Source organism: Exiguobacterium sp. JMULE1, assembly GCF_013337175.1.
Lineage (GTDB): Bacteria > Bacillota > Bacilli > Exiguobacteriales > Exiguobacteriaceae > Exiguobacterium_A > Exiguobacterium_A indicum.
The window spans coordinates 2511236-2532253 of the sequence record NZ_SGWC01000002.1 but is presented as its reverse complement, the minus strand read 5'-3'; the positions used below and the strand labels follow the sequence as shown (position 1 = coordinate 2532253).

Genomic DNA, 21018 nt, shown 5'->3' with positions numbered 1-21018 from the left:
GGATGTTTTTTCATATGCGTACATTACTTGAAAGGTGATGTTTTTTTCGTCTGTAAGACGTGAGAGAATCGATCGACGGCTTGGCGCATCTCATAACTCGGTCCGAGAAAGAGCGGACCATGTCCGACAGCGAGTATATCCGGAGACAGTTCCGTCAGTTGATCAGCCGAGCGAAGGGCGACGTCCGGATCCCATGTTGCGAGTGCAGGGAACGGGAATTGCCAGCGGACGTCACCGGAGACGGCGAGTCCTCCTTGCGTCTGAAAAGCATCTCCGGCGATCAACGTCCGGCTTCCTTCATGCCAAAGTGAGATCGAACCAGGTGTATGACCGGGTGAGGCAATGACACTGAGACTTCCGACTTGTTGACCACTCTCGAGCAAGCGATCCGGACGTGTTTTGATGTTTTTCGGAATACCACCTTTTAAAGGTGTCGTTTCGCCTTCGCGTAGCGTCTCGTCCCCACTGAGCAATGCAGCATCGCGATAACTGATACAGACTTGAGCGAGAGGAAAGGCGTTCGCAAGGAAATCAAGCGAACCGACATGATCGGCATGCGCATGAGTCAGGATGATTGCACCAAGCGGTTTCTCTTGCTTTCGAATATAGTGATAGAGCGCCTTTGCGTTGATCCCGAGGCCGGCATCAATCAATGTCAAACTGTCTGCTTCTTCAAACAGGTAGCAGTTGACCGGGAAAAAGGATGGGGTCGTCTGCAGTTGGTGTAAACGTTCGATTGTCGTGACACGCATCGGCTTCACTCCTTCAAAAAAATGAATAGTCTTCTTCTTTAGTATCGTCTGTTTTTTTAGATGCGTCTAGACGCATTATGTGGAAAAAGAGGCATCACCTGTAAAAAGATGATCCCTCTTCTATGAATCATTCAAATGTCACAGCGAAGACGGCACCGGCATGTGGTGCATCATCTCCGTCGGCAGCCGTCGTGACGAGCAATCGATCTTCATAGAAAATCGGGCACGTCGGATTCGAAACAGGGAAGTCGACATGATCGAGTTTTTCACCAGTCGCAAGATTCCAACGGGTGATGCATGATCCAGCATAATGCGCGATCCAAGCATGACCTTCCGCGTCCTTCGTCATACCATCCGGGAACCCTTCTTCTTCTTCAAGGTCAACGGCGACACGTTTATTGGAAAGTGGTGCGTCCGGAGCGTAGTCAAAGGCATAGACTTTTTTTGTCGGTGTATCGATGTGATAGAGCGTCTTGCCATCTTCTGACCAGACGAGTCCATTCGAGTTCGTCAAGTCTTCGTGCAAGACATCGATGGAACCGTCATGACGCAGACGGAACAATCCAGCAGTCTTACCGTCTTCTTCATTAATGCTACCAGCGACATATTGTCCAGTCGGATCGAGCTTTCCGTCATTCATTCGGTCAGAATCGGGCAGTGACAGTTGATGCTCAAGAGACAGATGACCTTCCTTGAGATCAAACGTCCCAAATCCGTGTTCAGCCGTGACACGTAATAAGTCTGGAGCGTCCGTCAAGGCAATTGATGTGATGGCGCTTGGTAACGTGTACGGCTTGAGTGCTTCTGTGGCAAGGTCATATGAAAAAAGAAGTTGATTCGGAATGTCGACAAAATAAAAGCGTTTTGTTTTCGCATCGTAGACAGGAGATTCACCTGTCTTACACGCGACATCAATAAATACAGATACACTCATGAAAAGGCCTCCTACATCATGTATGAATAGATTCATATGTTGATTGCAACATATGTGGCTTAAAAGGAATCAGTTAACTACTTTCTATACCTGTTATGAATAAAAATAAACCTCTCCTAAATTAATTATGTCATTTATTTACTAAAAAAGGCATAATATATAACGGAGGTGTGTTATGTTCAAGAAAATTTGTATTTTATTAACAACTTTTTGTCTTTTTCAATCTGTCTCTACCACTCAGGCAGAAACGATTTCAAAAGGTGTGACCTATACGACAAAATCAGAAACACTTTCGGGTACACCACAGTTATTTCGACATATAACGGTTCAGCCCGATACCGGTAACTACTGGATGACGACGAAAGGACGAGATCGTGTATTAGCAACAGAATCTTTACCTTCTCAAGTTAGTCGCGTGACAGCGAGCGGGGGGCGTGTCGTAACAGCGATCAATGCCGATATGTATCGAGTAGCTTCGGGGTTACCGATTGGACTTCAAATTCAGCAAAATCAAGTACTGGTTAGTCATAGTGTAAAAGATTCTGCGACAAAATTCCCATCATTCATGATCAACGGACAAGGGAAACCAGAGATCGGGTCGTTCGGTATCATCGGATCTGCGACGACTGATACGAAGCGGGTAACGATCCACTCAGTTAACCGTAACGAGAACTTAGCGAATCGAATCGGTATCTTTAGTTCAGCTCATCATGCTTCAAAAATGCTGAAGCTAATTGAGCCGTCAGAAGCGATGAAAAAAGAAATTGCTATCGTCTATTTAAAAGGAACAGCGACATCGGCGTTTACACTCGGGAAGAACTATCAATGGACCGTTGAATCGGTAGATACGACATTCCGTAAAGAAATTCGCTTACCCGATGCTGGAGTTGTCCTCGTCGGTCTCGGAAAACAAAAAGCGGCACTACTCGCACTTGTGAAAGCAGCAGAAGAAAAGTCAAATGGTCTGTTATCAACACAATTAAATCTAGTTCAATTATCGAATCTTCAAATGCGTAACGATATTCAAGAAGCTGTATCTGGATATAACTGGTTGATTCAAAATGGAGTTGGATATAGTTTAGACAGCCTAGCATTGAACCATGACCGCTTTTTGATGCTCGCTCGTAAGGCGCGGACACTCATCGGTACAACATCAAACGGGACAGTTCAAATCATTACGGTGGACCAAGCTCGTCTTGATTCAAAAGGGATTACGATGCTTGAGGCAGTAGAGCAAATGAAGCGTTTAGGTGTAACGTCGGCCCTCGCATTTGATGGTGGGGGATCGACAGAGATAATGGTCAGACGCGCTGGAGAGTTTTTACCTAAAACAACGAATGTACCGGCAGATGGAAGAAGTCGCTCTATTACGAACGGTTTAATATTAGCCACTCATTATGTTCCATCGAATGTAGCGACGACGATTTTATTGACTGCCCCTAAAGAATTATATGTAGGTGAAAAAGGTGGATTTGGATTAAAGCTGACGGATGCAAATGGACAGCCTGTAGATGCAACGAAGAAATCGATTATTTGGAAAGGGACAGGTGTCAAAGGCTTACAAGTCACGGCACCGCTGACTCCTGGAAAATGGACAGGTACGATGCAAGTTGATCGTGCTAAACGAACCGTATCGATTCCAGTCACGAATCGCTTGACCGGTCTTACAGTCAATGGAGGGCGTCCGATCTTGTTGAAAGTAGGACAACGCCTCGCGATTTCATCAGAAGGATGGCTAAACGGACGACGTGTCGTAATCCCTGCTTCGCAACTCAATTACCAGGTTGCAAACGGAGCTACCGCATCGATTACAAAAGGGAATATTCTTGCAAAGAAAATCGGGAAGACAGAACTAACTGTCTCATCTGGAGGGAAGACGGTTCGACTACCGGTCACCGTCTCTGCTATGAAAAAAGAGGAAGTCATCGATTCCTTCGAACAGGGAGTCTACGAAGCGAAATCTCCTTATGTTTCGAGTTATACTGTCCGTCTCAGTTCCTTACAGAAATCCAGTGGCAAACAATCGCTTGAAATGACATATGATTATTCAGGGTGGAAGAAACAAAACGGAGCCATGTACATTAAAAAAGCATCATGGATCATTCCTTCTCCTGCCCGTGCATTGACGATGGATGTGTATGGAGATGGACGCGCGCCTTGGCTTCGCTCAGAAGTCAAAGATGCTGCAGGAAATCGACATGTCGTGGATTTCGTCAAGAAGGTAGATTGGAAAGGATTTAAAACGGTACAAGCGACACTCGATCCGACGTGGCCAACACCTCTTAAAATCGAATCGTTGTATTTTGTTGAAACGGATACATTGAAAAAAGGAACAACCATTAAGAGTAAGGTGTACTTGGATCAACTCAAAGTTTTATACTAAACCTAAAAAAAAACAGGGAATCGGATTTCAATGAAATCTTGACCCTGTTTTTTTTATCAGATAAAAATTACTCTGACGGGTGGTTTATAGTAATTAGCGACTTTTGACAAGAAGATTTACAGCTTCCTTCACAAGCTCTTCTGTCTGACCGTCACCATTTTGTTCGGCGTCTCTTACGCACTCAATTAAATTGGAGCTTACGACGACACCAATCGTACGATCAATCGCGGAGCGAGCAGCGGAAAGTTGAGTAATGACATCTCGACAGTCTTGCCCTTCTTCCATCATACGAAGGATACCACGTAATTGCCCTTCGATTCGGCTGACGCGATTTTTCATTTTGCGATCATAATCCATATATGTTCCTCCGTTTCATAGTAGAACTAACGTCTGAGTAATACCTTTATGCTATGCCCATAACGGTATTACTGTCAATTCTATCGAATTTTAAGATATACTTTTCTTGAAATCAGGGAATATGGATGTGGTGAGGAATTTACTTAGAAAATTGATGAAAACTAAAACGATTTGGTGTTAGCTCTCGTATACTATATGATGAAGCTGATATCAGGAGGAGGAAAAGGATGCATACTCAATCCGATGAATCGCTTTATCATCTGATGCGTAGCGGTGATGAACAGGCACTCGAGACTTTGTATGAGAAGTACGAGCGATTGTTATTTTCATTCGCCTATCGCTTTACGAATAATGATCGATTGTCTGAAGAAGTCATTCAAGAAGTATGGATGAAAATTTGGAATGGTCGTGTTGATTTTGATACACAAAAAGGAAAGTTTTCATCTTGGATTTTGACGATCACGCGTAATGCGGCTCTTGATTGTTTACGTCGTGAAAAACGACAACCGACGATTGAAGTTGAAGAACGAGATGGCGGATATGATGAACCTGTTGAGCGGACCGTCATGCAACGCGAAACTGCAGCGGAAGTGCGGGGCGCCGTAAGTGAACTAAAATCAGAACAACAGGATTTGATCGAACTAGTCTATTTTCAGGGACTAACTCAACAACAAATCGCAGATCAACTTGACTTACCACTCGGAACAGTCAAAACACGTATCAGAAGTGCGATTCAAGCATTAAGAAAACGATTAGATGGGAGGGAACGAGATGGAAGAACGTTGTCATGACTTGATCAATTACTTCAATGGAACACTCTCTTCAGCAGATCGCGACGCGTTCGAAGCGCATCTTGCGACGTGCGAAGAATGTCGCGAAGCACTTTTAGAAATGGAAGAACTCATGCTTCCCATCGCTGAATCGCTTCCGGAGCGTCCTGTTCCTGTAGGAATGAAAGCACGTATTCTTGGAGAAGTTCTTGGTTCAACAGAGACGGAGTCTCCTAAAGAAGAACCGATGACTACTCCAGTAGACATTAAACAAGCACGTCAGCAACAAACGAAGAAAAAGAGTGTCCCACTTGGCTGGTTGATGAGCATTGCTGCCGCCCTTATTCTTTCACTTGGTGCGAATGCCTACTTTTTGTCACAGGAAGAAAGTACAGATACACCGGAAACACTGGCGATGGATGAAATTAAAGGAATGGGAAACTTTGAAAGCAACGAGTCGATCAAGGGATCAAGCATGGTATTTACACAAAACGATAAGTCGTATATGCTCGTTCAATTGAAAGATCTGCCTCCATTGAAAAAAGGAGAATTGTATCAATTATGGACCATCAAAGGTGAGACACCGACTGCGAACGGTATTATTGAAAAAGACGGCGAAGCAGCAGCGGTATTTCAACTCAAAGGTAATGGTGACGTCGATGCTGTAGCAATCACTGTCGAACCCGAGCCGGATTTAGCGAAACCTACGGGAGAAATCGTGGCCTCAGTTGCACTTTAACTTAAAAAATACGAACGGATTCGTCTACGACGAATTCGTTTTTTTTGTGCGTTTTACATTAAGAAAAAAAGACTAAAAAGTAGAAAATATCAATTAAATCGCATGAAATGCAAGTTTCGACTGAAAATATACTTCATAACCGTCGATACTAAGAAGAAAGTCAGTTCTATAAGGAGAGGCCACATACAATGAATGAATGGATTATTTTAACAAAGCACTATGAAGTGGGCTTAGTTGTACTGTCGGTACTCGTCGCGATCATTGGATCGTATGGATCGCTTGAATTAAATCGACGTTTGGCTAAGGCGACTTCTTTGAAAAAACGAGCGTTATTCTTATCTTCTTTGACGATGGGACTATCGATTTGGGGGATGCATTTCGTCGGTATGGGTGCTTTCGCTTTACCCGTTACGGTTCGTTATGACTGGATTTTAATGTTCTTATCCGTCATTCCAGCTATTTTAGCTGCCTTCATCGCCTTTTATCTACTCTACTCATCAGCGATTACACGAAACAAAGTCATTTTAGCAGGTTCTTTGATGGGCGTAGGTATTGCGATGATGCATTATCTTGGGATGATGGCAATGGATTTTGGTGGCGCGATTCGTTATGAAACAGGGTTGTTCGCTCTATCCATCCTAATTGCGATCACTGTAGCATATGTTGCCTTGTTACTCTTACATCGTCTACGACATGTTGATAAGAAAAGAATTCTTATTCCCATTGCGATTGTAATGGGCTTTGCTATCTCTTCCATGCATTATGTAGGTATGTTAGGAACATCTTTTTGTATCCCGATTGATCAAGCAGGACGTATTGGTGATGGTCCTATTACATCGAATATTTTAAACGATGTAGCCATTCCGGTATTTTTGATTTTGATCTTAATCGCTGGACTCTATATTCATTTAGAACGACGTGCCTTACAGATGATGGCATATACTGATCATTTGACCGGTTTGCATAATCGTAGATGGTTAGATCACCATATGATAAAAGTAGATGCGCATTACGGAAAGTCTAAAGACGAGATGGCGATGGCTATACTTGACCTGGACGGGTACAAATGGGTCAATGATACGTTTGGTTTTGATAAAGGAGATGCCGTCATTCGTGAGTTTGCAGATCGGATGCGTGCGTCCTTATCGGAAGATGAAGCATGTATTCGTTATAATGGAACGCAGTTTTTTCTTATCAAAAAAGTACCTACTGATGCATTACTTCGTACTTTCGAACAAATTTTAGAAGATATTCGACAACCGATTCACTTAGATGATCAACCAATCCACTTGACAGCAACGATGGGTGTCATCTTACCGGATATGGGAGAAACGTTAGAAATGCGAATTGGTCAAATGGAAAGTGCTCTCCGGGTCGGCAAAAACGAAGGAAGAGATCGATTCATCGTGTACGATGATTCCCTGCATTCCGACAAAAGAGAGCAATTGATCGTCGGTTCCTTACGCCGGGCGATGACGGATTTCAAGGAGTTCGCTCTCGTCTACCAACCGAAGATCGCACTCGCGACAGGCAAGGTGGATCAGGCGGAAGTTCTAATTCGCTGGAATCATCCGAAGTTCGGTTTCATCTCACCGGCGGAATTCATTCCACTTGCTGAAAAGTATAGTTTAATTCATCGTTTGACCGAGTGGGTGTTGAAGGAGACCGTTGCACAGATGGAGATTTGGAAGAAAGAAGATTATTTCATTCGCCAAGTCTCGGTGAACTTATCCGCGATGCATTTCCGATCGGAGTCGCATAATATGATGATTAAAGAAATCGTTCATCATTCCTTGAAGAACGGAAGTGAATTGCAACTACAACTCGAAATAACGGAAACGTCCGTTATGGAGAATCTGGACCGGGCGATGACGATGCTTGGTGAATTGAAACAGCTTAGTCTGACAATCGCTCTCGATGATTTTGGAACGGGTCTATCGTCGCTAACGCACTTGAAGCATTTGCCGATCGATATCTTAAAGATTGACAAGTCGTTCATCGATGAAGTCCCACATGACGAACGGGGAACAGCGATTACGGAAATGATCATCCAGCTTGCGAAGAGTCTTGGGATCGAAGTCGTAGCAGAAGGTGTCGAAACGCTCGAACAGCATCTCTTCTTGAAACGCCTCGGTTGTGATTATGGACAAGGCTACTACTATAGTAGACCGATGCATGTGAAGGATTTGAATCAGCAAGCGATCGAAGAAACGGTTCTTAATGTCGGATAAGGCAATCCAAACATGAATTTCGTTCGTATACTAGATAAGCATGCGAGGATGATGCATGCGACGTCTGGGGGGACGCAAAGCGCTGGGATATTACCAGCTCGTGCACGACGCAGACAGACATCTAGTACATTCAATCATACTCAGACCATCTAGCTTTCGACGCAGCACCTGTCTGTTCGAACACAAACAAAGGCAACTTCCACGAAGGAAGTTGCCTTTTTCATTTGCGCTTATGAACGAACCGTCAGGACGCAGCCTGTTTGATCCGTCACGAGCACATTCGTATTGAAGTATTGGCCATCACTTTTTAGGATGAGCGCTTTTTTCTCCGCGTTGTAATCGAGTGTCATTTCTTGATCGAGGAAATGACTCGACCACCGCTTGACGAGAACGGGACCGACGTTTGAATCAATCGTCATGTCTTCGGATGTCGCTTCATCGACGATGCGAATACTGAAAATACCAGAGTTTCCGCAACCACAACCCTCTGTATCGTAATAGAGATGCAGTAGACCGGATACTTCACCGCGTAATTGGCGGATTCGCTCCTGAGCAGACGGTGTAAATGTAATGTTCATGGTCATTCACTCCTTTCCCTTATTATACGCCGTTTGAATGAGAAAGGAACGTCACTTGCTCACGCTGACTTGGCGGCGCATCCGAACGAGAAGGAAGATATAACCAGCTAACAATAAGACGACGCTACCGAGAACCGTCGTATCGACGAGACCATTATCGGACTCGAAATTAATCGCGATATACGCCCAGACGAAGACAAGCGGATAAATCGGATCACGGTTCGCAAACATGAAGAGAAGAGCGATGATGACTCCGACGACGAGTATGATCATCGTCCAACCCGCATCTCCAATTCCAAGCCAAGATGTTACACCTTCTGCATTGATCGTCAGGAAGATGTCGGCAATCGTCGCGACCGATACCCAGCCGAGGTAAAGTGAGAACGGTAGCTTAAAGCGTAATCCTTTCGTCTCACGGTCAATTTTTGAGTAGATGACGATCAAGGACAACAAGAGACCAACGATGACGACAACGGAGACAACGAACAGTTCAAACGTGAAGGAAACGATCCAGCCAGCATTAAACAGACAGCTGATCAAGAACCACGGTCCGATTTTCTTCGCCAGTTCGTGTTCCTTGAACTTCGGAATCGATTGTAAAATCAACCAGATGAGTAGAATCGTATAAATTAATCCCCAAATCGAGAACGCATACCCAGCCGGTTTGAACAATGTGATGATCGAATCAGAGATTCGTCCTGTCTTTCCACCATCAAGGGCGTTCACGGCAATCGTGAAGATGAAGCCGACCCAGTTGAGCCAAATCCATTTATTATTTTTCAAACAAAAAACCTCCTTTATTCTCTAAAGAAGGTTTACCCAAAAATCAAATTCATTAGTCATCACGGTCGGCGCGTCGGGTTCAAAAAGGACATCCCGATCGCTGGATTTCCTGTATGCGAACCGAGAACCGGTGTTAAGTCATCGATCCGGACACGCACATCGTATTGCGATTCGAGGCGTTGTTTCCACTCGAGTGCCAGGTCATACGCTGTCGCGTGGAATAGTGAAATATCCGTGACCTGTCCCCGTTCAATGATTGCGACAAGGTGATCAAAAATCTTCGAATGCGCTTTTTTGAACGTCCGGACGGTTTGATAAGGAACGATCTTTCCTTCCTCGAAGTGGAACAACGGACGAAGTTGCAACAAGTTACCGACGAATGCCTTCGTCGAAGAGATCCGTCCACCTGCTTGTAATTGATCGAGGTTTGCGACCGTGAATTCAATGTGATGATCGAAACGACGCTCGAGAATGATCTGTTCGACGGATTCGATCGAGTGTCCCGCTTCGACGAGTTCGATCGCTTCTGCTAGGAGTTGACCAGCCGGGTAAATGCCACAACGGGAATCAATCGCAATCAGACGAAAGCCAGCAATCTCTGCCCCTTGAACGGAAGCGTTGTACGTTCCGCTCAATTCGCTCGATAAGTGAACAGCGAAGCCGACGTCGTAATCCTCTTTCAACCGTTCATAATGCTCGGTGAAGCTTCCGATTGAAGGTTGGCTCGTCGTTACCTTGTGTTTTGAGTCAATCCAGCTATAGACGGTCTCCGCATCAACGTCGACACCATCGACGAAACTTTCTCCATCCTTCATGACAAGTAAAGGGACGACCGAAAGATCATCGCGCTGAGCGATCGTATCCGGTAAAATCGTTGTACTATCAGTGATCCAAGCGATCCGCATAACAAGTTCCTCCTTAAATTAGTACCTGATATTAATTGTAGGTGTAAGCGTTCTCGCTGTCAAATGAACATTAAAAAATATCGAACGTTTTAGTTGATTAAATAATGAAATACGCTATAATCGGTACGTGATTAGTAAACTTTTAGTCATCTTATACTAAACTAAGCCGATGAGAGGAGGACGTCGATTGTACTCAATCGGTCAAAAAATCAAGAACCTCCGTCTTCAAAAGGGATTGACGCAAGAGGAACTAGGGGAAAGAACAGACCTGAGTAAAGGGTACATCTCGCAACTCGAACGGGAAATCAGTTCACCGTCGATCGAGACGCTGTTTCATCTCCTCGAAGTCCTTGGCATCTCACCGAAGGATTTCTTTGATGAGGATACACTCAATCAAAAAGTCGTCTATGGGGAAGAGGATGTCACGACATATGCCGATGAGGAACAGGGGTATCATGTCACGTGGCTCATTCCGGAATCGAATGAAAAAGAGATGGAACCGGTCCTGCTCACACTCGCGCCAGGGGGAGCATTCAAGACGTATGAACCATCAGGTGCCGAGACGTTCGTCTATGTGCTCGCAGGAAACGTCACGCTGACGCTCGGACGTCAGTCTTTTGTAGCGAAACAAGGAGAGACACTTTACTATAAGGCTTCAGAAATCCATCAACTACGCAATGAGTCAACACAAGAGACGAAGGTCCTCGTGACTGCGACTGACTCATACTTATAAAGGAGGAACTAGATTGGCAGATACTACGATCATTCAATTCAAGGACGTTACGAAACGATACGACGATCAGACCGTCCTCGACCAAGTCAGCTTCGAAATCGAACGCGGGAAGTTCTATACGTTACTCGGACCATCGGGTTGTGGGAAAACGACGATCTTACGACTGATTGCTGGCTTTTCGGAAGCAACAGAAGGGGACATCATCTTCAACGGAAAACGGATCAACGATGTACCGGCGAACAAACGTCAAGTCAATACGGTTTTCCAAGACTATGCACTCTTCCCGCACTTGAACGTTTTCGAGAACATTGCCTTCGGTCTTCGCATCAAGAAGGTGAAAGAAGCAGAAATCGCTAAACGTGTGACGGACGCGTTGAAGTTCGTCAACTTGTCCGGTTATGAGAAACGAGAAATCACCGAGATGTCAGGTGGACAGCGGCAACGTGTCGCGATTGCTCGGGCAATCGTCAATGAGCCGGAAGTCATCTTGCTCGATGAGCCACTGTCAGCGCTCGACTTGAAATTACGGACAGAGATGCAGTATGAGCTCCGCGACTTGCAACGTCGTCTTGGCATCACGTTCATCTTCGTCACGCACGATCAAGAAGAAGCACTGGCGATGTCAGATGAAATCTTCGTCCTCAATCACGGTGTCATTCAACAATCGGGCACACCGACGGATATCTATGATGAACCGATCAACCGCTTCGTCGCGGACTTCATCGGTGAGTCGAACATCATTCCAGGGCGCATGGTGGAAGACTATCGGGTCTGGTTCGCAGAAAAGGAATTCGAATGTGTCGACCGTGGTCTTGAATTGAACGAACCGGTCGAGATCGTCATCCGTCCGGAGGATCTCGAAATCACGAACGTGACCCAAGGGAAACTACAAGTCACCGTCGATTCGCAACTTTTCCGTGGCGTGCATTACGAGATCGCTTGTATGGATGAAGTCGGTAACGAATGGCTCGTCCACAGTACGAAAAAAGCAACGGTTGGTGAGCAGATCGGACTGACATTTGATCCGGAAGCGATTCACGTCATGCGACTGAACGAGACGGAAGAAGAATTCGATAAGCGCCTGGAATCCTACGACGGGGTGTTATGATGCAAAAATCACGTAACTGGTATCTCATCCCGTATCTATTCTGGATTGCCTTGTTCGTCATCGCACCGATCGTACTCGTCGTCTACTATTCATTCCTTGATTTGGACGGCAACTTCTCATTTGAGAACTACCAGAACTTCTTTACGTCGACCTATTTGACGATGACACTCAGCTCGTTCTGGTATGCGTTTTTGATTACGGTGTTTTCGCTCTTGATCGGTTATCCGACCGCTTACTTGTTGACGAAAACGAAGCATAAACAGCTGTGGCTACTTTTGATCATCTTACCGACGTGGATCAACTTGTTGTTGAAAGCTTATGCCTTCATCGGGTTGTTCAGTACGTATGGTCTTGCGAACCAAACGCTTGAAGCGATTGGAATTGGACGACAACAGATTCTCTTTACCGATTTTAGTTTCGTCTTCGTATCGGTCTACATCTTCATTCCGTTCATGATCCTGCCGATCTTCAACGCGATTGAAAAACTGAGTCCGTCACTCGTCTTCGCTGCACGTGATCTTGGGGCGTCGAACTTCACGACGTTCCGGCGTGTCGTCTTCCCGTTGACGCTCGACGGTGTGAAGTCAGGCTGTCAGCTCGTCTTCATTCCGGCATTATCGCTGTTCATGATTACGCGTCTGATTGCCGGAAACCGCGTCATCACGCTCGGTACAGCGATTGAACAGCAGTTCCTCGTGACACAGAACTGGGGCATGGGAGCGACGATCGCTGTCTTCCTCATCATCGCAATGGCGATCATCCTTGCCTTGACGAGTACGAAACGGAAGAAAGGAGCGACGACTTGATGAAACGTCTGAAACTAGCAAATCTTTATCTGATCGGAGTCTTCATCATTTTGTATGCTCCGATATTCTACTTGGCATTCTATTCGTTCAACAGCGCTGACAATATGACGAACTTTGATTCGTTCACGTGGGATTGGTACAAGGAAGTCTTCCAAGATTCACGCTTGTTGATCATCGTCTTGAACACACTCGTCATCGCCTTGTTGTCAGCCGCAATCTCGACGATCCTTGGCGTATTCGGAGCGATCGGGATTCAAGCCGTCCGTAAGAAACGGGTCGAGACGTCGTTGTTGACGCTCAACAGCATCTTGATCGTCAGTCCGGATGTCATCATTGGGGCATCGTTCTTGATCTTCTTCACGCTACTTGGCATCCAACTCGGCTTTACGTCAGTCCTACTGTCCCACATCGCGTTTTCGGTACCGATCGTCGTCATTCTCGTCCTGCCGAAGTTGCAGGAGATGAGTCCAACGCTCGTTGATGCAGCGCGTGACTTAGGTGCAAGCCGTTGGGATGTTTTGACGAAAGTCATCTTGCCGTACATCACACCGGGGATCTTCGCTGGCTTCTTTACGGCATTGACGTACTCACTGGATGATTTTGCGGTGACGTTCTTCGTGACAGGAAACGGCTTTACGACGTTGTCCGTTGAAATCTACTCACTTGCCCGTCAAGGGATTTCGATGAAGATCAACGCCTTGTCGACCGTCATTTTCTTGTTTACGTTCTTACTCGTCATCGGCTACTACTTCTTGAACCAACGAGCTGCTACGAAGCTTTCGCGACCGGAGGTGAAATGACCGTTGAAAAAATTGATTCAATTATTTGCTGCGATTTTCCTGATCTCGGGTGTCATTTTATTCACCTTGAATCAGTTAAATGAGACACAAGGGTATTCAGGGAAAAATGTCCTGAACATCTACAACTGGGGCGATTACATCGACCCAGCACTGATCAAACAGTTTGAGAAGGAGAGCGGCATCAAAGTCGTCTATCAGACGTTCGATTCAAACGAAGCAATGCTGACGAAGATCGAACAGGGAGGAACGACGTACGATATCGCTGTTCCGTCCGACTATGCGATTGCGAAGATGATCGATGAGAAGCTCGTCGTTCCGATCGATCATCAAAAAATCCCGAATCTCAAAAACATCGATTCGCGCTTTTTAGATTTATCGTTCGATCCGAACAACAAGTACTCGATTCCGTATTTCTGGGGAACGGTCGGTATCGTCTACAATAAAGACTTGATTGATGGGAAGAAACCGACGAGCTGGAAGGATCTCTGGGATCCGAAGCTAAAGAATCAGATTCTACTCGCTGACGGTGCCCGTGAAGTGATGGGGATGAGCTTGAATAGTCTCGGTTATTCGTTAAATGAAACGGATGAGTCGAAACTACAGGAAGCAAAAGCGAACTTGATGCGCCTGACACCAAACGTCAAGGCAATCGTCGGAGACGAGATTAAGTTATTGCTCGCGAATGAAGAAGCGGGGCTCGGTGTCGTCTGGTCAGGTGATGCAAACGAGATCATGAGCGAGAATGAAAATCTTGACTACGTCATTCCAAAAGAAGGATCAAACGTCTGGTTCGATAATGTCGTCATTCCGAAGACCGCGAAAAACGTCGAGGGGGCACATGAGTTCATCAACTTCATGCTGCGTCCAGATGTTTCAGCGAAAAATGCGGATTACGTCGGTTATTCGACACCAAACAAAGAAGGCTTAAAACTGCTCGACAAATCGGTTCGGACCGATGAGCGATTCTATCCTGATAAACAAGTCACCGATACACTTGAAGTTTATGAGAACCTCGGGAAGAAGATGCTCGCACATTACAATGAGTTGTTCCTAGAGTTTAAGATGCATAAGAAATGAGGAAGAACCTAGTGTCCCGCCGACACTAGGTTCTTTTTGTTTGCATGTATAAAAAATAAAAATAAACTTCCATAAAAAAACTATAAAAACTGAATAATTTTTTGAAATAGGGGAATCAGTTTATTATCAACGCTTTATATAGGCGCCGAGGAGGACATTAGCATGAAACAAGTCTTAGGAATCATCTTAACTGCCGCACTCACTGTCAGCATCGTGTCAGGCACTTCATATAATCAATCGGTCGAAGCAACAAAACAAACTGATGTAAAATGGCTTCAAGAAATTCAGACGCAAGCAAAACAAGCACATTCCCTCGATGGAAAAGTTGTTCTTGAAAAAACGACACTTGCGCAAGTACATAAAGCGTACAAAGGCGAAAAGAGCTCGAACTGGTGTCAAAGTGGAAATGGTCTTGCTTCAGCAGATCGTGCCCTTCACTACTGTTCAACGTATGGTGTGAAGGATGCAAAAGCGAAAGTCAGTGCCATCGTTTATGATCCGAAACAAGTCAAACGGACGGTTACAGTCAAGGAAGTCAAACAAGCCTATCCGACAGCTAAACTCGATAAAACGTTCAATGTCATGACCGTTTCCTCAAAACAGGTCAACATTTATCTAAATTTAAACTCTGACCGTACACAAGTCATGTCAATTCTAGTAAAATATAACTAATGAAAGGATGACCGATTCGGCCATCCTTTTTATTTAATCGTTTTATAGAGTGGTACGAGATGCGAATAGGTATTTCGAATCACATCTAACAACTCCTCGCGTGTCAATTCGCTCACTTGTTGTGCTGAAATGTGACGACCGACGAGGAATTCTGCTTTTTTGACATCATGGAAGCGTTCTAACCCTGAATGGATGTCGGTCTCGTGTACGGGAACAGCATCTTTTTTCATATGATCATATGAAATGACGAAGTCTTCAGGGAGTGTGGTTAGTAAATCCGTATGCTTTAGTAATTGTGAGGCATATTGTTGTTTGTTCGGCAACTCATAGATATAGGCGAGCCAAATGAACAGATGGTCATCAAACAGTCCGACTTGGAAGTGAGGATGCTTTTTATAGCCGCGTTTATCTGGTGAAAAAGCCATCCATGTATCCTGTGGCGGATTTACTTTGCGTCTAGCATGTTGTGCGATATGGACGTGCATGTCCTCTTCGATCGCGACGGTCAAGTCGGGCGTGATTTCTTGTCCGATATCGCGAAAAATCGGTTGGATGCGCTCGCGAATGGCATGCATTCGTGAATCAAGACCATCAATGTGAAACGTGTCAAAAGCATATTGAGTAAACGTATTTGTCATGAAAGATCACCTCTTTAATGAGTGTATCAAATGAAACGATTCAAGTTCGACATTTTGCTCAAAAAATTGAATAATAGAATTAACAATTTATTACAATTTTAAAAAATAGATTAAACAGGAAGGGGAAGTTCGAATGCGCCGTTTTCAACAATATCTCCTTCGAAGCTGGGTCGTATTTTTCTTAATCGTGATTGGCATCGATCTTTTTGCGAAGTCTAAGGATTATAGCCTCAGCGTCGACTTGTTCACGTTTTTATTGATTGCCGCATTATCCACTATTTTTGTCGTCGATCCGGTTCGCCGACGACATATGAGCTTCACGTTTCATTTTGGTTTTGTATTGTTCACATTTTTAACGTATGGCATGCTTTCTGCTATTTGTGTAGGACAGGTCACCATGTTGATTTATCAATTACGTACGATTCATACACCAGTCGGAAGACGACGGATGCTACATAACTATCCGTTTAATGTGGCGCTAGAACTTTTCTTAATCGTACCAGCAGGTCTAGCTTATAATCTCTTAGGTGGGACGCATGGTGATGCCTTTCAATTAACTGACAACATCATCCCGTTGCTTGCGATGGTCGTTATTTTATGGATTGTCTTATTGCTGCAATACCAACTTTCACGATTTCTTTTGGGTGAAAATATTCCAAGTGATGTCATGTTTCAGCTGCTACGCTTCGAAGCAGTCGTCATCACGGCAGAACTACTCTATGGTATTTTCAGTACACTTGTCGTGCAAGGAAACGGGAATAGCGGGCTTGTAATGGCAGCGTTTGCACTTTTCATCATCAAGCGTTCTCTCGGTAGTTCGGTCCAAGCATCGGACCGAATTGAGCATTGGGAACAAATTGAACGTTTAAAAGAAGCGGCGTGGAAAGACGGTGACGCGCAATTTATCATCGAACGATACCTGCGACAACTCAATCAATTCGTCAAACCGGATATTGCATGGATTAAATTCGATTTCGAAGAGGGACAACAAAGTGTCTATTATTCCTTAAAGGATGGGCGTAAATTAAAGGCGGACCATGTAGAAGGGAAGGTCATAGAGGAAATCATTGAAAAAGAGGAAGTTTTACTCTATGGTATGCAACAGGAGTGGGATATTCGATTGTATGATTGTTTACCAGAGGAAATTCAATCCGTCTTATTCATACAGCCTGAAGCAACGGAGACGATCAATTGCTCACTCTTACTTGCCTCTGAAGCCAGTGGAGAGTTTACGAAAGACTTTGGGTACGAGTTGTATCGCGCGTTGCGTGTCCTGTCATGGGCTGTAGAGCGCGCACATGAACGAGAGCGATTGCTGATTGATAGCCGGACGGATGCGATGACGAAATTACCCAATTATCGTGCGTTACAAGAGTGGGGGGATCGTCGAATCAAACAACGCGATCTGTATCCTTTCTCCGCATTGATGATCGATCTCGATCACTTTAAGCAAATCAATGATACGTACGGTCATGAAATCGGCGATGTCGTCCTATTTGAAGTAGCTAAGTTGCTGATGCAAGCGACGCGAATCACGGATCTCGTGGCTCGGTATGGTGGGGAAGAATTCGTCATCTTGCTTCCGAATACGGATCTAGAGTCCGCCCGCATCGTGGCAGAACGAATTCGTGAGACGTTGCATGCTAATCCGATAGTAGTCGAGGGTCATACTCTTGAGATTACAGCGAGCATAGGGATAGATACGCTGAAGGAACTGGGCGATCTAGCCAGTTTGATCCGAAACGCGGACCGTGCGATGTATGTCGGTGCGAAGTTCCAAGGACGCGATCGTGTCGCAGCGTATCATGAATGGAAAGAGAAAGTCATTTGAATCACACCAAAAAAAGATGGCGGAAACGTCATCTTTTTTTGATGAAAAAAAGCCTTTCCGTCTCGAAGATCGGAAAGGACTGAAGAATGGATGAGTTCATTGAGCTTGTTGTTTGTTGAGACGGATCTCATTTTCAATCGCATGAATCGCAGCCGACCAAGAGCCGTATCGGTGTAATAGAGCTTTCGTCGAGGGTTTATTGTTCCGTTTCGCCCATTCTCGATAGGCTTCAAATGAAAGAGAAAATCCGACTTCTTCGATGGCTTGACGAAGCGATGCAGCGAGCTCTGCTTTAGAATAGGTCACGCTGGCTTCAAGACCTGCTGCCGTACAGGCATCATGCCATGATCCGAACATCTTAACGATGTGATAGTGACTCGGCGCGTGGTGAACGGATTTTCGCCACATTTGATACTTTTTCAAGGTGATTGTCGATCCGACATCCTGCGCATAGCGATGAAACGATTTTAAAATCTCATCTTTTGTATACTTCGGCGCCCGCTCGAGTTCTTCGGGTTGCTGATCTACATTCCATTCGTAACCTGCTGCAGATAAAGCTTCAGGCCAAGACCCGAATTGACGAACGATATTCTCTGGCTGTGGCCAGTCATTGACGAGCGCATAACGACGGTAGACTGTACGCCTTGGACGATCCTGGATGAGTTCACCGACTGCGCGAATCGCTTCGATCATCTCGAGTTGTTCTTCCGTATAACTCTTTTGATTTGTAAGTACGCGTTGCTTCATGAGTGAGTCCTCCTTCCTAGTGAAGTAGAGTATTGAGGCAAAAGTCCTCTGTGGTAAATATATCGGTTCATTTCCATTAATTATGAATAATTTTAATGAATTATTGTAAATATAGTGAATCGGATTCTTTGATAGTATAAAACGAAGATATAAAAATGAAAACAGAATGACACGAAATTTTAATGCTATTCAGAAAAATAGGACAAATGACACAGGTGGAAAAAAAGACCAGACACGCTCGTCAGCGAATCTGGTCTTTTGGTGTAACTTATTTTCCTTCGATTGATGCCCATTTGTATGAAGTATCGGCACCTACTTTATGGTTGACGATTCCTTTGACATACGGCTTACGTAAGAAGGAAGCTCCGCGCTGATACATAACAGAGATCGCTTGATCGTCCTCAAGGAGAGTTTTCTCAGCGTCTTTCAGTGCCTGCCAACGTTTCTCAGCATCTACTTCTTTTTGAGCTGATTTGATGAGTGAATCATATTTATCGCTTGAGTACTTACCACGGTTGTATGGTCCACCTGTTACCCACATATCGAGGAACGTCATCGGATCCTGGTAGTCAGGTCCCCATCCTGCGAATGATAGTTCGAACTCACCTTTTGATTCTAGCTCAAGTTTGTTCTTGAACGGCTGTTGTTTGATCGTGACTTCAAGACCTGGAAGGTTTTTCTCCCACTCGCCTTTAAGGTATTCAGAGATTTTCTTCGAGTTATCATCATCGTATGAAAGAAGCTCGAGTTTGACTGATTTTTTACCGATATCTTTCAATCCTTTTTCGAACGATGCTTTTGCAGAAGAAGCATCGTATGAACCGAAGCCTTCGTTACCATCACGGAAGTCTTTACCGTCTGGACCTTTTGCGAATTCTTTCGGGACATAGTAATAAGCTGGGATTGAACCGTTGTTTAAGAGAACTTTTGCCATCTGCTCTTTATCGTACCCAGAGTCGATTGCTTTACGGATGTCTTTATTTTTCAAGAGTTCATTCTTGAAGTTCATTTGGATATAGTACATCGATGCATCAAGGCGTGTATCGAAGTCTTCGTTATCTTTGTACTGATCCACGAATTCGCTTGTCAGACCAACTTGGTCGATATCACCTTTTTCGTAAAGGTTAACTGCAGTCGATGTTTCCTTAACGACTTTGTAGTTGATCTCTTCGAGTTTAACGTTATCTTTATCCCAGTACTGATCGTTTTTCTTGTAGCTCCAACCGACTTCTGTTTTCCAGTCTGATAGGACGAATGGTCCGTTGTAAAGGAATGTATCTGGTTTCGTCGCGAAGTTTTTCCCTTGTTTTTCGACGAACTCTTGTTTCAGTGGCATGAATGAACCGAAACCAGTTAATGATTTGAAGTATTCAGCCGGTTGTGTCAGCTTAACTTCGAGCGTTTTGTCGTCAACAGCTTTGACTGCAACATCGTCAGCTTTTCCTTTTCCTGTGTTATACGCTTCTGCGCCATCGATGAGATACATGATATACGCATATTGCGAACCACTTTTCGGATCAAGAACACGTTTCCATGCATACTCGAAGTCTTTTGCTGTGACATCACTGCCATCCGACCATTTCGAATCACGAAGCTTGAACGTGTATGTAAGTCCATCTTCCGAAACATCAACACTTTCAGCAACACCAGGTGTAGCTTCTTGTTTGTCATCAAGACGGAATAGACCTTCTTGGACGTTGTTTAACACTGTGAAGGAAACAGAGTCTGTTGCGACGGTTGGGCTAAGTGCTGGAATATCTGAAGCACTCGTTAAATTTAAGATTTGTTTGTCTGAAGATTTCTCTCCAGATGTCGAACCGCTTTCTTTTTTACCTTCATCTGTCGTCGAACATGCCGCAAGACTTGATCCAGCGATTGTCAGTGCTCCAACGAGTGCAAGTGCCTTTTTCTTCTTCATAAAGTAAATCCCTCCCAAAAGAAATAGATATATCTGGTGAAACGATAAGAACCGATAGGATAGCGATCCGGTGTCCGACTAAAAATAAGAGGGGTCATCGCCTTTTATTCTTAAGCTGTGGAAAGCACCGGATCAACTTGTTATCAATAATAAATACAATATTCAGAAAAATCAATAGAATATTTTCAGATTATTTCAAAATCATTAAATTTGTGTGTAATACCAATGGTTTTTTTATTAAATTATTTTTTTTGAA

General features: G+C 44.5%; 20 protein-coding genes. 11 read left to right on the top strand and 9 right to left on the bottom strand.

Annotated elements, in window-relative coordinates:
• Nucleotides 1–23: 23 nt before the first annotated feature.
• On the bottom strand, nt 24–752 hold the full coding sequence (locus EXW93_RS13445; protein WP_023469362.1) for an MBL fold metallo-hydrolase: 729 nt from the start codon (nt 750–752) through the stop codon (nt 24–26).
• A 127-nt stretch (nt 753–879) separates the two neighbouring features.
• The gene (locus tag EXW93_RS13440) at nt 880–1686 is read right to left on the bottom strand and encodes an SMP-30/gluconolactonase/LRE family protein (RefSeq protein WP_023469361.1); all 807 of its coding nucleotides are present in this window, start codon (nt 1684–1686) and stop codon (nt 880–882) included.
• Between the two features lie 175 nt (nt 1687–1861).
• On the opposite strand from EXW93_RS13440, the gene EXW93_RS13435 reads away from it, so the two are divergent.
• The gene (locus EXW93_RS13435) at nt 1862–4069 is read left to right on the top strand and encodes a phosphodiester glycosidase family protein (protein WP_174316571.1); all 2208 of its coding nucleotides are present in this window, start codon (nt 1862–1864) and stop codon (nt 4067–4069) included.
• A gap of 93 nt (nt 4070–4162) precedes the next feature.
• Here EXW93_RS13435 and EXW93_RS13430 read toward each other — a convergent pair whose 3' ends face one another.
• Nucleotides 4163–4426: a metal-sensitive transcriptional regulator gene (locus EXW93_RS13430; RefSeq protein WP_058714080.1), complete on the bottom strand. Its 264-nt coding sequence runs from the start codon at nt 4424–4426 to the stop codon at nt 4163–4165.
• A gap of 227 nt (nt 4427–4653) precedes the next feature.
• On the opposite strand from EXW93_RS13430, the gene EXW93_RS13425 reads away from it, so the two are divergent.
• The 3 genes from EXW93_RS13425 to EXW93_RS13415 all read left to right on the top strand — a co-directional run bounded on the left by EXW93_RS13425 (nt 4654) and on the right by EXW93_RS13415 (nt 8166).
• Nucleotides 4654–5217: an RNA polymerase sigma factor gene (locus tag EXW93_RS13425; protein WP_023469358.1), complete on the top strand. Its 564-nt coding sequence runs from the start codon at nt 4654–4656 to the stop codon at nt 5215–5217.
• Nucleotides 5198–5935 carry an anti-sigma factor gene (locus EXW93_RS13420; RefSeq protein ID WP_035396129.1) on the top strand — a complete coding sequence of 246 codons (738 nt, stop codon included), beginning with the start codon at nt 5198–5200 and terminating at the stop codon, nt 5933–5935. Before EXW93_RS13425 ends, EXW93_RS13420 begins: the two co-directional genes overlap by 20 nt.
• 188 nt (nt 5936–6123) lie before the next feature.
• Nucleotides 6124–8166 (top strand): putative bifunctional diguanylate cyclase/phosphodiesterase, encoded by a 2043-nt coding sequence (locus EXW93_RS13415; protein WP_023469356.1) that lies wholly within the window; start codon nt 6124–6126, stop codon nt 8164–8166.
• A gap of 230 nt (nt 8167–8396) precedes the next feature.
• Here EXW93_RS13415 and EXW93_RS13410 read toward each other — a convergent pair whose 3' ends face one another.
• Genes EXW93_RS13410 through EXW93_RS13400 form a run of 3 tightly spaced genes read right to left on the bottom strand, consistent with a single transcriptional unit; the run spans nt 8397 to nt 10432 of the window.
• Nucleotides 8397–8744 carry an iron-sulfur cluster biosynthesis family protein gene (locus tag EXW93_RS13410; protein ID WP_023469355.1) on the bottom strand — a complete coding sequence of 116 codons (348 nt, stop codon included), beginning with the start codon at nt 8742–8744 and terminating at the stop codon, nt 8397–8399.
• Between the two features lie 51 nt (nt 8745–8795).
• Entirely contained in the window at nt 8796–9527 is a 732-nt protein-coding gene (locus EXW93_RS13405) for a tryptophan-rich sensory protein (RefSeq protein ID WP_023469354.1), read from the bottom strand.
• A 59-nt stretch (nt 9528–9586) separates the two neighbouring features.
• Complete coding sequence (locus EXW93_RS13400) at nt 9587–10432, bottom strand: DegV family protein (RefSeq protein ID WP_023469353.1); 846 nt, start codon at nt 10430–10432, stop codon at nt 9587–9589.
• Between the two features lie 187 nt (nt 10433–10619).
• Here EXW93_RS13400 and EXW93_RS13395 point away from each other — a divergent pair, with 187 nt between their 5' ends.
• From EXW93_RS13395 to EXW93_RS13370, 6 genes are all read left to right on the top strand, one after another.
• Complete coding sequence (locus tag EXW93_RS13395; protein WP_023469352.1) at nt 10620–11165, top strand: helix-turn-helix domain-containing protein; 546 nt, start codon at nt 10620–10622, stop codon at nt 11163–11165.
• Between the two features lie 13 nt (nt 11166–11178).
• Nucleotides 11179–12273 (top strand): ABC transporter ATP-binding protein, encoded by a 1095-nt coding sequence (locus EXW93_RS13390; protein WP_023469351.1) that lies wholly within the window; start codon nt 11179–11181, stop codon nt 12271–12273.
• The gene (locus EXW93_RS13385) at nt 12270–13079 is read left to right on the top strand and encodes an ABC transporter permease (protein ID WP_029342588.1); all 810 of its coding nucleotides are present in this window, start codon (nt 12270–12272) and stop codon (nt 13077–13079) included. Before EXW93_RS13390 ends, EXW93_RS13385 begins: the two co-directional genes overlap by 4 nt.
• A complete protein-coding gene (locus tag EXW93_RS13380) occupies nt 13079–13879 on the top strand; it encodes an ABC transporter permease (RefSeq protein ID WP_029342587.1) in 801 nt (266 codons plus the stop codon). Before EXW93_RS13385 ends, EXW93_RS13380 begins: the two co-directional genes overlap by 1 nt.
• A gap of 3 nt (nt 13880–13882) precedes the next feature.
• Nucleotides 13883–14956, top strand: a complete 1074-nt coding sequence (locus tag EXW93_RS13375) for an ABC transporter substrate-binding protein (RefSeq protein WP_023469348.1) — start codon at nt 13883–13885, stop codon at nt 14954–14956.
• A gap of 162 nt (nt 14957–15118) precedes the next feature.
• Nucleotides 15119–15628, top strand: coding sequence for a hypothetical protein (locus EXW93_RS13370; RefSeq protein ID WP_023469347.1), 510 nt, complete (start codon nt 15119–15121; stop codon nt 15626–15628).
• Nucleotides 15629–15657: 29 nt separating this feature from the next.
• Here the strand turns inward: EXW93_RS13370 and EXW93_RS13365 are convergent, their stop codons facing one another.
• A complete protein-coding gene (locus tag EXW93_RS13365) occupies nt 15658–16266 on the bottom strand; it encodes a YktB family protein (RefSeq protein WP_023469346.1) in 609 nt (202 codons plus the stop codon).
• A gap of 133 nt (nt 16267–16399) precedes the next feature.
• Here EXW93_RS13365 and EXW93_RS13360 point away from each other — a divergent pair, with 133 nt between their 5' ends.
• Nucleotides 16400–18097, top strand: coding sequence for a GGDEF domain-containing protein (locus EXW93_RS13360; protein ID WP_055969073.1), 1698 nt, complete (start codon nt 16400–16402; stop codon nt 18095–18097).
• Nucleotides 18098–18193: 96 nt separating this feature from the next.
• On the opposite strand, the gene EXW93_RS13355 is transcribed toward EXW93_RS13360, so the two are convergent.
• Both EXW93_RS13355 and EXW93_RS13350 read right to left on the bottom strand, forming a co-directional pair.
• The gene (locus EXW93_RS13355; RefSeq protein WP_023469344.1) at nt 18194–18844 is read right to left on the bottom strand and encodes a homing endonuclease associated repeat-containing protein; all 651 of its coding nucleotides are present in this window, start codon (nt 18842–18844) and stop codon (nt 18194–18196) included.
• Between the two features lie 268 nt (nt 18845–19112).
• A complete protein-coding gene (locus tag EXW93_RS13350; protein ID WP_023469343.1) occupies nt 19113–20762 on the bottom strand; it encodes a peptide ABC transporter substrate-binding protein in 1650 nt (549 codons plus the stop codon).
• Nucleotides 20763–21018: the final 256 nt, after the last annotated feature.

What these genes read in the sequence shown, in the direction of transcription:
- EXW93_RS13415 (WP_023469356.1), top strand. Translation starts at nt 6,124, where the DNA reads ATGAATGAATGGATTATTTTAACAAAGCACTATGAAGTGGGCTTAGTT.
- EXW93_RS13400 (WP_023469353.1), bottom strand. Translation starts at nt 10,432, where the DNA reads ATGCGGATCGCTTGGATCACTGATAGTACAACGATTTTACCGGATACG.
- EXW93_RS13430 (WP_058714080.1), bottom strand. Translation starts at nt 4,426, where the DNA reads ATGGATTATGATCGCAAAATGAAAAATCGCGTCAGCCGAATCGAAGGG.
- EXW93_RS13370 (WP_023469347.1), top strand. Translation starts at nt 15,119, where the DNA reads ATGAAACAAGTCTTAGGAATCATCTTAACTGCCGCACTCACTGTCAGC.
- EXW93_RS13385 (WP_029342588.1), top strand. Translation starts at nt 12,270, where the DNA reads ATGATGCAAAAATCACGTAACTGGTATCTCATCCCGTATCTATTCTGG.
- EXW93_RS13360 (WP_055969073.1), top strand. Translation starts at nt 16,400, where the DNA reads ATGCGCCGTTTTCAACAATATCTCCTTCGAAGCTGGGTCGTATTTTTC.
- EXW93_RS13445 (WP_023469362.1), bottom strand. Translation starts at nt 752, where the DNA reads ATGCGTGTCACGACAATCGAACGTTTACACCAACTGCAGACGACCCCA.
- EXW93_RS13410 (WP_023469355.1), bottom strand. Translation starts at nt 8,744, where the DNA reads ATGAACATTACATTTACACCGTCTGCTCAGGAGCGAATCCGCCAATTA.
- EXW93_RS13420 (WP_035396129.1), top strand. Translation starts at nt 5,198, where the DNA reads ATGGAAGAACGTTGTCATGACTTGATCAATTACTTCAATGGAACACTC.
- EXW93_RS13350 (WP_023469343.1), bottom strand. Translation starts at nt 20,762, where the DNA reads ATGAAGAAGAAAAAGGCACTTGCACTCGTTGGAGCACTGACAATCGCT.
- EXW93_RS13355 (WP_023469344.1), bottom strand. Translation starts at nt 18,844, where the DNA reads ATGAAGCAACGCGTACTTACAAATCAAAAGAGTTATACGGAAGAACAA.
- EXW93_RS13425 (WP_023469358.1), top strand. Translation starts at nt 4,654, where the DNA reads ATGCATACTCAATCCGATGAATCGCTTTATCATCTGATGCGTAGCGGT.
- EXW93_RS13435 (WP_174316571.1), top strand. Translation starts at nt 1,862, where the DNA reads ATGTTCAAGAAAATTTGTATTTTATTAACAACTTTTTGTCTTTTTCAA.
- EXW93_RS13380 (WP_029342587.1), top strand. Translation starts at nt 13,079, where the DNA reads ATGAAACGTCTGAAACTAGCAAATCTTTATCTGATCGGAGTCTTCATC.
- EXW93_RS13440 (WP_023469361.1), bottom strand. Translation starts at nt 1,686, where the DNA reads ATGAGTGTATCTGTATTTATTGATGTCGCGTGTAAGACAGGTGAATCT.
- EXW93_RS13365 (WP_023469346.1), bottom strand. Translation starts at nt 16,266, where the DNA reads ATGACAAATACGTTTACTCAATATGCTTTTGACACGTTTCACATTGAT.